Origin of the sequence: Hymenobacter persicinus, from assembly GCF_004167665.1 — a bacterium.
GTDB classification, from domain to species: Bacteria; Bacteroidota; Bacteroidia; order Cytophagales; family Hymenobacteraceae; genus Hymenobacter; species Hymenobacter persicinus.
In genome coordinates this window covers 100,334-111,961 of sequence record NZ_SEWE01000011.1, presented here as the reverse complement: position 1 = coordinate 111,961, position 11,628 = coordinate 100,334, and the positions used below count along the sequence as shown (strand labels likewise).

The 11,628-nt window shown below is 64.1% G+C and carries 11 protein-coding genes; 6 read left to right on the top strand and 5 right to left on the bottom strand.

Annotated elements, in window-relative coordinates; all coding sequences use genetic code 11:
- Window positions 1–479: Ig-like domain-containing protein (locus tag EWM57_RS07620; protein WP_165370448.1), on the bottom strand; the 479-nt coding region annotated here is incomplete at its 3' end.
- 409 nt (window positions 480–888) lie between these two features.
- Between EWM57_RS07620 and rsmI the strand changes: the two genes are divergently transcribed.
- The 6 genes from rsmI to EWM57_RS07590 all read left to right on the top strand — a co-directional run bounded on the left by rsmI (window position 889) and on the right by EWM57_RS07590 (window position 6,331).
- Window positions 889–1,602 carry a 16S rRNA (cytidine(1402)-2'-O)-methyltransferase gene (gene rsmI, locus EWM57_RS07615; RefSeq protein ID WP_129920542.1) on the top strand — a complete coding sequence of 238 codons (714 nt, stop codon included), beginning with the start codon at window positions 889–891 and terminating at the stop codon, window positions 1,600–1,602.
- A 37-nt stretch (window positions 1,603–1,639) separates the two neighbouring features.
- Entirely contained in the window at window positions 1,640–3,271 is a 1,632-nt protein-coding gene (lnt, locus tag EWM57_RS07610) for an apolipoprotein N-acyltransferase (RefSeq protein WP_129920541.1), read from the top strand.
- A 106-nt stretch (window positions 3,272–3,377) separates the two neighbouring features.
- Window positions 3,378–4,217, top strand: a complete 840-nt coding sequence (locus EWM57_RS07605) for an inositol monophosphatase family protein (RefSeq protein WP_242510011.1) — start codon at window positions 3,378–3,380, stop codon at window positions 4,215–4,217.
- A 75-nt stretch (window positions 4,218–4,292) separates the two neighbouring features.
- Complete coding sequence (locus tag EWM57_RS07600) at window positions 4,293–4,490, top strand: FeoB-associated Cys-rich membrane protein (RefSeq protein WP_207218278.1); 198 nt, start codon at window positions 4,293–4,295, stop codon at window positions 4,488–4,490.
- Between the two features lie 117 nt (window positions 4,491–4,607).
- Window positions 4,608–4,949, top strand: coding sequence for a hypothetical protein (locus EWM57_RS07595; protein ID WP_129920540.1), 342 nt, complete (start codon window positions 4,608–4,610; stop codon window positions 4,947–4,949).
- Window positions 4,950–5,035: 86 nt separating this feature from the next.
- Window positions 5,036–6,331: an erythromycin esterase family protein gene (locus EWM57_RS07590; RefSeq protein ID WP_129920539.1), complete on the top strand. Its 1,296-nt coding sequence runs from the start codon at window positions 5,036–5,038 to the stop codon at window positions 6,329–6,331.
- A gap of 112 nt (window positions 6,332–6,443) precedes the next feature.
- Here EWM57_RS07590 and EWM57_RS07585 read toward each other — a convergent pair whose 3' ends face one another.
- From EWM57_RS07585 to EWM57_RS07570, 4 genes are all read right to left on the bottom strand, one after another.
- Complete coding sequence (locus tag EWM57_RS07585) at window positions 6,444–7,463, bottom strand: SPASM domain-containing protein (RefSeq protein WP_129920538.1); 1,020 nt, start codon at window positions 7,461–7,463, stop codon at window positions 6,444–6,446.
- Window positions 7,464–7,630: 167 nt separating this feature from the next.
- The gene (locus EWM57_RS07580) at window positions 7,631–9,103 is read right to left on the bottom strand and encodes a TlpA family protein disulfide reductase (protein ID WP_129920537.1); all 1,473 of its coding nucleotides are present in this window, start codon (window positions 9,101–9,103) and stop codon (window positions 7,631–7,633) included.
- A 296-nt stretch (window positions 9,104–9,399) separates the two neighbouring features.
- Window positions 9,400–10,785 (bottom strand): DNA repair protein RadA, encoded by a 1,386-nt coding sequence (radA, locus tag EWM57_RS07575; RefSeq protein WP_129920536.1) that lies wholly within the window; start codon window positions 10,783–10,785, stop codon window positions 9,400–9,402.
- An 86-nt stretch (window positions 10,786–10,871) separates the two neighbouring features.
- Window positions 10,872–11,582, bottom strand: coding sequence for a hypothetical protein (locus EWM57_RS07570; RefSeq protein WP_129920535.1), 711 nt, complete (start codon window positions 11,580–11,582; stop codon window positions 10,872–10,874).
- Window positions 11,583–11,628: the final 46 nt, after the last annotated feature.

Genomic DNA, 11,628 nt, shown 5'->3' with positions numbered 1-11,628 from the left:
CCGTCGCCGTCCACGTCGGCCGACTTGATGTTGAATGGGCCGGTGCCTACGGCCACGCTGGCCGCCCCGCTGTACACGCCGGTGCCGCCCGCGACGCCCGCCGTAAACTGGTACACCTGCTTGGCCGCCGCCACGCTGGTGCTGCTCTGCACCGTGGCGGGCACCGTCACGAATACCGTTTCGCCCGCCCGCAGGTCCACGGCCGGATCCACGGTGAGGGTGCTACCGCTGGCCGTGGCGTTGCCGCCGCGCACGAGCTGACCGCCCCGCTGCCCGCTGTACACGCGCACGTTGCCGGCGGTGGCCGGGTTCACCGCCTGGTTGAAGGTGATGCCCACGTTGGTCGCGCGCGCCGCCGAGCGGGCATTGCGGGCCGGCGAGACGCTGGAAACCTGGAACTGGGCGGCGGCGGGTAACGCCGAAACCAGCAGCAGGCCCATTAGCCAACGGGAGGTAGGAAGAGGGTATGGGTGTGCCATAGACCGCAGGAATAAGGGTGTAGTTAGAGAAAGAGAAAATCCAGAAAAGGTGCCCGGGAACTCAGCGGGCGGTGTAATCTAAGCCAAAATCTTCTTGTTTTTATCCGATGATTGGCGGCAGATGGCAAAATTATCACAAAAACGTCCACGTCAAGCGGAATATTAGTGTGCACGACTTGAGTATGCGAAGCAGTGGGTTGCGCCAAGGTTACGCGGGTTCCCATTACGTACCAGCCGCCGCCGTCTTACCCGCTCCAGAGACGAACCCCACGGCGCGTGCTGCCCCGTGACCCGGCCAACGCTTCGCTGCCGTTGGCGTCCCGGAAATTGTCCGCTTTTCCCTTCGCTCCGCTCTGGCTCTCCCCGACCCGGCCTTACTTCCTCGCTTCCCGCCGCGTACCTTTGTCTTATGTCCGACGCCCCCGCTGTTTCTACTGCCCTATACCTCGTGCCCACGCCCATCGGCAATCTGGAGGATATCACCCTGCGGGCCATCCGCATTTTGGGCGAAGTTGACGTGGTGCTGGCCGAGGACACCCGCACCAGCGGCCGGCTGATGCAGCACTTGGGCCTGAAAAAGCCCATGCTCAGCTACCACCTCCACAACGAGCACCAGACCGTGCAGCGGGTCCTCGACCGGCTGGAGAAGGGCGAGAAGATGGCCCTGGTATCCGACGCCGGCACGCCGGGCATCTCCGACCCCGGCTTTCTGCTGGTGCGCGAGTGTCTGGCCCGGGGGCTGAAAGTGGAATGCCTGCCCGGTGCCACGGCCTTCGTGCCGGCCCTGCTCAAGTCGGGCTTCGGGGCTGAGCGGTTCACCTTCGAGGGCTTTTTGCCGGTCAAGAAAGGCCGCCAGACCCGCATCCGGGAGTTGCAGCCCGAAACCCGGACCATGATTTTCTACGAGTCGCCCCACCGCATCGTTAAGACCCTGGAGCAGCTGGCCGAGGCTTTTGGCCCCACCCGGCTGGCCTCGGTGAGCCGGGAGCTGACCAAGCTGTTTGAGGAAACCGTGACCGGGACGCTGGCCGAGTTGGCCGCCGACTTCGCGGGCCGCACCAGCATCAAGGGCGAGATAGTGCTTGTCGTTCAGGGATATAAAGAAGAAGGCCGTGCTGACTAAACCTGTTGTATCAAACCAGACCGCGGTGACTGGGGAAATGGCGGCCCCGTGGCGGCCGGCTCTGCTGGCCCTGCTCAGCGCTGGCCTGCTCTGGGCCGGCTGGCCGGTGCACCCGGCGCCGCTGGCGCTGCTGCTGCTCGTGGCCTGGGTGCCGTACCTGTACCTGGAAGACGCGCTGAGCCGGCGCGGGAGCAGCGGCTGGAAAGTGTTTCGCTACTCCTACCTCACGCTGGTGCTCTGGAACGCCTTTACCACCTGGTGGGTGAGCTACAGCACGCTCTGGGGCGGCATCACGGCCGTGGTGTTCAACTCCCTGTTCATGTGCATGCCCGTCATGGCCTTCTACCACACCAAGCGGCTGGCGGGGCGGCGGCTGGGGTATTTGTCCCTGCCCGTCTACTGGATTGCCTTCGAGCAGCTGCACCTGCACTGGGACTTCACCTGGCCCTGGCTCACGCTCGGCAACGGCTTTGCCAGCGCCAACTTCCTGGTGCAGTGGTACGAGTACACCGGCTTTCTGGGCGGCTCACTCTGGATTTGGGTGGTAAACCTGCTCGTGTTTCTGGCAATCCGGCCGGCGGCCGGCACTACAGCGCCGCAGGGCCGGTTCTCCGGCGTAAAGCCTACCTTGGGGCTCGCCGCGCTGGCCGCCGTTGTGCTGCCCATTGGCGTTTCCCTGCTCATCGGCAGCCGCTACCAGGAAAAGGGGCCGCCGGCCGAGGTGCTGGCCATTCAACCCAACTTTGACCCCTACCAGGAAAAGTTTGAGGGCGGCGACAAGTTCATTCCCTACCAGGCTCAGCTGCAGCGGATGTTTGAACTGACCGAGCAAAATCTGACGCCTCAAACCAAAATGGTGCTCTGGCCCGAAACGGCCCTGGAGGAAAACAACTGGGAGGCTACCTTCGACGCCAACCCCAAGACGCTCCAGATCCGCAACTTCCTCACCCGCCACCCCGGCCTGAGGCTGGTAACCGGCGCCACCACCCTCACCACCTACCCGAATAAGGAAGCCGCCAGTGCCTCGGCCCGCTTCCGCGACGATATCGGCTACTACGACTTCTTCAACACGGCCGTGCACTTCCCTGGCCCCGCTGAGCCCATCGGATTCTACCATAAGTCGCGGCTGGTGCCGGGCGTGGAAGGCGTGCCGCACTGGCTCTCGGCCTTCGTCATCGACCTGGGTGGGGCGGCCGGCGGCCTGGGCAGCCAAGAAGAGCGCACCGTGTTTCGCGGCGCCTCCGCCGACTCCACGCTGCGCTTGGCCCCGGTTATCTGCTACGAATCGGTGTACGGCGACTTCGTGGCCGATTACGTCCGGCGCGGGGCCACCCTGATTGGCATCATCACCAACGACGGCTGGTGGAGCGACTCACCCGGCTACCGCCAGCACTTGCAGTACGCCACGCTGCGGGCCATCGAAACCCGCCGCGACGTGGCTCGCTCGGCCAACACGGGTATTTCGGGCTTTATCAATCAGAAAGGCGAAATCACCCAGCGTACCGGCTGGTGGGTGCCGGCCGCGGCCCGCAGCACCGTCCACCTGAATACGGATATCACTTTCTACGTCCGCTACGGGGAGCTTATCGGCCGCGGCGCCCAGGCGCTGGCCGTATTGCTGCTGGTTTTTGTGCTGGTGAGCGGCCTGAACCGGCGCTTTGCCCAGTAGATTCTCTAATCGTTGGTCATGCAGAGGCGCAGCCGAAGCATCTCGCGGGCTGCCGTTGGATTACTAATCTGACGACGCCACGCGAGATGCTTCGCTGACGCTCTGCATGACGTTCCTTCCCCAAAACAACATGACCGACTTCACCCAGCTCAGCCACCAAGTGGCCGCCGTAGCCCGCCGGGCCGGCCAGTTTATCCGCCAGGAAGCCGCCACCTTCGACCGCGCCCACGTCCAGCACAAGGGCCTGCACGACATGGTTTCCTACGTCGACCAGGAGTCGGAGCGCATGGTGGTGGCCGGGCTGCGGGAGCTGCTGCCCCAGGCCGGCTTTATCACCGAGGAGGGTACCACCGGCGGCGACAGCCAGGCCACCAATGCCGGCACCGAGCTGACCTGGATTATCGACCCGCTCGACGGCACCACCAACTTCATTCACGGCCTGCCCTGCTACTCGGTCAGCATTGCCCTGCTCGAAGGCACCGAACTGGTCATTGGCGTGGTCTACGAGGTCAACCTCGACGAGTGCTTCCGGGCCGTGCGCGGGGGCGGGGCCTTCTGCAACGAGGAGCCCATCCGGGTATCGGGCACACCCGCGCTGGGCCAGTCGTTGGTGGCCACGGGCTTTCCCTACAGCAACTTCCACCGCGTTGACGCCTATCTGGCCATCCTGAAGGAGTTTATGCGCGGCACCAACGGGGTGCGCCGGGTGGGCTCGGCCGCCGTGGACCTGGCCTGGACCGCCGCCGGCCGCTTCGACGGCTACTTCGAGTTCAACATCAACTCCTACGACGTGGCGGCCGGTATCCTGCTCGTGCGCGAGGCCGGCGGCCGGGTCACCCAGTTTCTGCACGACGGCGACCCTATCTTCGGCCGGGAGGTGGTGGCTTCCAACGGCTCCGTGCACGCCGAAATGCAGGGCCTGATCGGGCAATATTGGCAGCAGTAAGTCCCGGCCGGCTCCTGCCGCGTTGCGGAGCCGGCGCGTAAACTTTTCCCGGCCGGCCGTAGTTTTGCCTTCGTTATGATCCTGCAATACCTCATCATCGCCCTGCTGTTTGTGGCCGCCACGTTTTACGTGGGCCGAATTTTCTGGCGCGCCTTCTTCGTCAAGACCGCTGGCGGCTGCGCCAAGGGCTGCGGCGGGGCCTGCGGCACCCTCGATGTGGACCGCCTCCAGCGCACCATCGAAACGGCCGCTGCCCGGACCGCTGCACCCTAGATTTCGCCTGAATCAACTTCGCACAACCTGCCCCCGTACCGGCTCCGTATAGGCTGGTGCGGGGGCTTGTCTTTGGCCGCCTCCGCTTTGCTCTCTCCCAACCGAAACACTACCACGATGCAAGACAAAGAAGAGGAACGCTCGCTTATTAACGTCGAAAAAAAGCTTACCCAGGACGGCTTCACCCAGGACTTCAACGTCTGCGACGGCCGGCTCCAGACCATCAGTACTGAGTCGCCCAAGAGCTACGGCGCCGAGGATGTCACCATCGTCGACTTCTACCGCTTCGAGGGCGAAAGTGACCCCGACGACATGTCGATTCTGTACGCTATTGAGTGCAACGACGGCGTGCGCGGTACCATCTCCAACGCCTTCGGCACCTACGCCGATGCCGAAACGGATAACTTCCTGCAGAAAGTAGAGGACCTCGGTAAGAACCTCAAGAAGGCCCACAAGTAGGCCCCAGGTTCTTTACATGCACAATACCGACGCGCTCCGGCTTGGCTGGGGCGCGTTTTTGCGTTTTCACCTAGTCCGCCTCAACCGTGGAGAATTCGCTGCCCTTCCATCCGCTCCGCACCCCCGCCGACCTCGATCCGCTGGTGGCGGCCATCGGGGATGCCCGCATCGTGCTGCTGGGCGAGGCCTCGCACGGCACGTCGGAGTACTACACCTGGCGCGCCGCTATTTCCCGGCGCCTGATCCGGGAAAAGGGCTTCCGCTTTATGGCCGTGGAAGGCGACTGGCCCGACTGCTTCGAGGTGAACTGCGCCCTGAAGAACACCGACAGCCCTTACCAAGGCGCCGCCCAGCTGCTGAAAACCTTTGACCGCTGGCCCACCTGGATGTGGGGCAACTGGGAGGTAGCGGCCCTGGTCGACTGGCTGCACGCCCACAACCGCCACCAGCCCCTGGCCGAGCGGGTCGGCTTCTACGGCCTCGACGTGTACAGCCTCTGGGAGTCGTTGCAGGAGATTATGCGCTACGTGCAGCAGCAGGGCGACGGGGCCGAAACGGCCGCCCAGCAGGCGCTGCGCTGCTTTGAGCCCTACGGCAACGACCCCCAGGAATACGCTGAGGCAGTGGCCTTCGTCTCGAAAAGCTGCCAGGACGAGGTGACGGCCATGCTCCAGGCCCTGCGTCGGCAGCGGCCCAGGGCCGCGGCGGGTCCGGGGCTGGAGCACGAAACGGCGTTTGCGGCCGAGCAGAACGCGCTGGTGGCCGTGAATGCCGAGCGGTATTACCGGGCCATGCTCCAGGGCGGGCCGGCCTCCTGGAACGTGCGCGACGGTCACATGACCGAAACCCTCACCCGCCTGCTCGACCTGCACGGCCCCGACAGCAAAGCCCTGGTCTGGGAGCACAACACCCACATTGGCGACGCCCGCTACACCGACATGTACCGCAACGATACGGTGAACCTCGGCCAGCTCGTGCGGCAGATGTACGGGCGCAGCCAGGTGTTTGCCGTGGGCTTCGGCTCCTACGAGGGCACGGTGGTGGCGGGCCGGAAGTGGGGCGCTCCGCTGGAAACCATGCCCGTGCCGCCCGCCCTGCCGGGCTCCTGGGAAGACCGGCTCCACCAGCAGCTCCCCGACCAGAATGCGCTGCTGCTCTCGGCCGAGCTGCGCGACCAGCCGGCGCTGAAGCAGCCCCTGGCCCACCGCGCCATCGGGGTGGTGTACCGGCCCGAGTTTGAGCAGTTCGGCAACTACGTGCCCTCCGTGCTGCCGGAGCGCTACGACGCCTTTGTGTTTCTCGACCACACTCAGGCCCTGCACCCGCTACCCACCGTTGCCCAACAAAACGTGCCTCCCGACATGTACCCCTGGGCGGAGTAAGTGAGATAGGGAAGTGGTGAATTTGAGAGTTGTCGTTCTAGCGGCGCGGTTCTGCGCTATTAGCGCATGTTGAACATCAAACTCACTATTTCACCACTTCACTATCTTACCACTACCCCCATACCTTGGTGCCCTCGGTGCAGTTGCGGCACATATCGATTTGGTCGCGGCCCTTGAGCAGGTAGGCGCGGAAGGAACGGTACTTGGGGCCGTGCCAGAGCTGGCGGAAAGTCTGGGCTTTCAGGTCGCCCTGCCGGTACTCGGCGTCTTTATCGAAGCAGCAGGGCACTACCAGCCCGTCCCAGGTGATGACGCAGCTGTGCCACATCTTCCAGCAGTGGTTCACCAGCTTGTTCTTGATGCTCCAGGTGCCGTTGTTGTTTTCGTAGCGCGAGTAGTAGTCGATGGTCGGGATGAGCGGGGAGCCCTGCTGATAGTCGTAGATCTGGGCCGTCTTAAACCACACGTCGTCCACGCCCAGCTCCTTGGCCAGGGTTTTGGCTTCCTCAATCTGGTGCTCGTTGGGCCGCACCACCAAGAACTGGAAGATGATGCGCGGGGTGCTCGACTTAAGCTCCTTACGCCACTTCACCACGTTCTTGGTACCCTCCAGCACCTTGTCGAGCTTGCCGCCCACCCGGTACTGCTGGTACACTTCCTGGGTGGTGCCGTCGAGGGAGATAATCAGCCGGTCGAGCCCCGACTCCACCGTGCGGCGGGCATTCTTGTCGTTGAGGTAATGGGCGTTGGTACTGGTGGCGGTGTAGATGCCCTTGTCGGCGGCGTACTTCACCAAATCCAGGAAGTTGGGGTGCAGGTACGGCTCCCCCTGGAAGTAAAAAATCAGGTACCAGAGCCGCTTGTGTACCTCGTCGATGGTGCGCTTGAAGAGCTCGTCGGGGAGCATGCCGGTGGGGCGGGTGAAGGAGCGCAGGCCGCTGGGACACTCCGGGCAGCGTAGGTTGCAGCTCGTCGTCGGCTCGAAGCTCAGGGCCAGCGGCAGCCCCCAGTGCCGGGCCTGGCCCGTCAGCTTGCTCAGGGCGTAGCTGCCCACCACCTGTGCCGCATTCAGGGCGCGGCGGGGGGTGAGCTTGGAAACGAAATTCAGACCGTCGGTAAAAAGGGAAGCCATGCGAAACAAAGGTCGGCAAACGGGGCGGAAGTGCGCTCCGTAACCCGGCCGGCGGCTAAAGAGTTTGGGCAAGCCCGGCCGGGCGCTGCTGGTCAGGGGCTTACAATGTAAAAGCGCCCGCCAGCGGAAAGCTGACGGGCGCTTCAAAACTGCGGCGGCAGGTGCGGCTACTTGCCTTCGCCCGCGGGCAGGGTGCTGCTGTAGGTGCTGGCCTTACCAAACGACTGCTTGATTTCGTCGATGGCGGCGCGGCTGCTCAGGCGCTTGGGCTTGGTGTTGAGGAAGGTGCCGTCTTCAGCCAGCAGGAAGTAGGCGGGCACGTCCTGGATGGCGTAAGCCTTGGCAATGGCGGAGCGCATACCGCCCGCGGCCCGCACGTGCACGCCGGGCAGCTTCTTGCCGAGTACCAGCTGCTTCCAGGCCGGCTCATTCTCGTCGAGGGCAATGTTGAGGAAGACGATGTTTTTGCCGTCGAAGCGCTTGATCAGGTCGGCGGCGTAGGGCAGGTCGCGCAGGGCCAGGCCGCTGGTGGTGCGCCAGAAGTTGATATAAACCAGCTTACCGCGGAAGCTTTGCAGCGACACCGAGTCGCCGGTGGCCGTCAGCAGGTGGAAGTTCGGAGCCGGGGCGCCGATGGCGAAGGCCTTGTGAATCTGGAAGTCCTGCTGCAGCAGGGGGTAGTACTCGTTCTTGGGGTCGGCGGCGCGGAAGTCGGCCAGCATGGCGGCCGACTGCTTCACGTGGCCAAACCGGAACGACTCCTGCAACACCCGGCCCATCACGATGGGGCGGGTGGGGCCGCTGAGCTGGTTCTTGGCCATGTCGTAGCAGACCTGGTAGAAGCTCGGCTCGGTGCGCTGGTGCCCGCTGGAGGTAGCCAGGTAGTGCACGTAGTTGAGCAAGAACTCCTGGTAGAGCTCACTGCGCATGGCCGCCGGGTTGTTGATCAGGCTCTTGTCGTTGAGGAAGTCGTAGTAGGTCGGCGTCATCTTCAGCCGGCCCTCGGTGGCCACCACCTGCTCGCGCAGATCCTGGTAGGTGAGCCGGTCGTTGGCGTAGCTGTAGTCGATTTCGGCCGTCATGTAGTCGCGGAAGGCCTGGGAATAGTGCTCCGTGTCGATGGTGCCCTCGTAAAACTTGCGCTGCTCCTTGCGGCGGTAGTCGAGGAAGTGCAGGAAGCCGGCCTCGTAGAACATGATGTTCTCGGGCAGCACCTGAAAGCCGTCGATTTCGGTGAACCGCTCGTCCATCTCAGCTAGGAAGGTGTTGGGCTCGGCCCCCTTGCCCTTGTAGCGCACGGTCGAGGCCAGGTCGCTGCCTTTAAACTTCACCTCCAGGGCCATGCCGGGCTCCAGAAACAGGTCGGCCACGTCGTCGTCGTAGACCAAGTCGGCGCGGGTCGGGCCGTTGACCTGCACCGCCAGCTTAAACTCACCCCGGTCGTTGACGGCCGCGTAGGTGGTCTGCTCCTTGGGGTCGAGCAGATTTTCCCGGATCGACACGGCCACGGAGTCGGCGGTGCGGCCGCTGACTTTACCCATCAGGGTTACCGTGCCCTGAGCGCGGCTGGCCAGCGGGGCCGCCGCCAGCAGGGCCGCCACCAGCAGGCCGGCTCCCGGAACGCGAAAAGAATATGCCATCGAAATCTAAAGGTCAGTACGGGTGCAGTTACCGCTTTTCCGCTCCGCCGGGCCACCAAACGGCGCCAACGGCGGTTCGTGGGAAAAGCCAACTTCTATACCGAAGATACAACAAACAGGTTTACATTGGCCAATCCATATTTTGGCTTTTTTCGTAACCCGGCCCCTAAGAGCCGCTTACGACGCTTTCTGCGTCGATTGCCGGGCACAGAAAAGGCCCCGGTCCGCCGAATATTCCGGCCGGCCGGGGCCTTTTCAGCGCTCCGCCACAATCACCTATAAATTCTATCCGGGTTTTATCCAAACAGGCCGCTGAGCACCTCGTCGAGGCGGCCCACGGCCTGGGCCCGGATGCCGTAGCGGGCCAGATCGAGGCCGCGGGCGTTGAACTGGGAGATGTACATTTCGCTGAACCCCAGCTTCTCGGCCTCCGAGAGGCGCTGGTCGAGGCGGCTCACGGCCCGGATTTCCCCGCTCAGCCCGACTTCCGCCGCCAGGCACACGTTGCCCGGAATCGGCAGGTCGTTCAAGGACGACACCACGGCCGCGCACACGGCCACGTCCAGGGCCGGGTCGTCGAGGCGCAGGCCGCCGGCAATGTTGAGAAACACGTCGTGCTGCCCCAGGCGCAGGCCGCTGCGCTTTTCGAGCACGGCCAGCAGCATGTTCAGGCGCTTGGCGTCGAAGCCGGTGGCCGAGCGCTGGGGCGTGCCGTAAGTGGCGGGCGTGACAAGGGCCTGCACTTCCACCAGCAATGGGCGGTTGCCTTCCAGGGTGGCCCCAATGGCCATGCCGCTCAGGCTCTCGGTGCGCTGGCTGAGCAGAATCTCGGAGGGGTTGCTGACCTGCCGCAGCCCCGAGCCCTGCATCTCGTAGATGCCCAGCTCGGAAGTGGAGCCGAAGCGGTTCTTGGTGGTGCGCAGGATGCGATACGAGAGGTGCCGGTCGCCCTCAAACTGCAATACCGTGTCCACCATGTGCTCCAGGATCTTGGGGCCGGCAATGGAGCCGTCCTTGGTGATGTGGCCGATGAGCAGCACTGGCACGCCGGTTTCCTTGGCAAACTTGAGCAGCTCGGCGGTGCACTCGCGCACTTGGCTCACCGACCCTGCCCCCGACTCCACCAGACCCGAGTGCAGGGTCTGGATGGAGTCCACGATAACCACGTTGGGCTGGAGCTGGTCGATCTGCTTGAAGATGTTCTGGGTGTTGGTCTCGGTCAGGATGTAGCACTGCGGGTGCTGGGGCCCGAGCCGCTCGGCGCGCATCTTGATCTGCTGCTCGCTTTCCTCGCCCGAAATGTAGAGCACCTTCATCTGCTTGAGGCTCATGGCAATCTGGAGCATGAGCGTGCTCTTGCCGATGCCTGGCTCGCCGCCGATGAGCACCAACGAGCCCGGCACCAGGCCCCCGCCCAGCACCCGGTTCAGCTCCCCGTCGTTGGTGTCGAAGCGCGACTCCTCCTCGTAGTGAATCTCGCCGATGGGCCGGGGCTTGGTGGCCGCCTTAGGGCCGGGACCGGAAGTCGGTGGCTTCCAGGAGCCGGCGGCCTGGGTGTCGTCCTTCTGGATAACTTCCTCCACGTAAGTGTTCCACTCCCCGCAGCTGGGGCAGCGGCCAATCCATTTAGCGGACTGGGCCCCGCAGTTCTGGCAGAAATAAAGCGTCTTGAGTTTGGCCATAAACTAAGGTAAGGCGGCCCTGGTAGGCCAGCACTCAATAAGGCGTGGAACGGCGGAAAAGTTGCCTCAGGGCGAAAATAACGCGGTTATTTGCCCCGCTGCTGGTCGTTGTAGGTCTGCACCAGCTGGCGCATATCTTCCACCCGGGCGCCCTTCTCTTTTTCCCGGATGCGGGCGGCTAGGTTAGGGTTGGCGGCGAAGAACGTGCTCATTTCCTTGGCAAATTCCCCGTCGCCGCGGGGCACCTCCCGCAGTTCCCCGCCCCGAGTGCGCACGTACCAGTAGTACTTCTCGTGGGTGCCGGTCGAAATCAGCAGGGGCATGGCCAGGGGCACGGGAATCAGCATGTCGTTCTTGGTCTTGGCGTAGCCGAACAGCTCCACCGGGCCCGGGGTGCCCAGGTTCTCAGCCAGCAGCCCCAGGGGCTTGCCCTTCAGCACCAAGGATTCGTAGTGGTGCCCGTCCACGCTCAGGGCCCGCAGGCGCTCCACGGCCACGGCCTTGAGCGGGGGCGGCGGAATGCGGTCCGGGGAAGTTTCGTAGCACTCCACCCGATCCAGAAAGCAGGTGGCGTAGCCGGGCAGAAAGGCCTGCACCTGCCGGCCGTTGGTGAAGGTGAGTTGGGCCGGGTAAAATTCCGGGGTGCCCCGGCGGGCTGCCCGCAGCGAATCGACGCGGGTAGCTACCGGGGCCGGGGTCTGGGCGTGGGCTAGGGTGCTGAGCAGCAGGCCGCCGGCGCCGAGGATGGTGGCCCGCCGCGTGAGGCCGCGCCGGGTAATTGCGGACAAATAGAACATAACGCGCATAAAGCAGGTCGGGGCAGGGTGGGAGGTTGGGCAATCT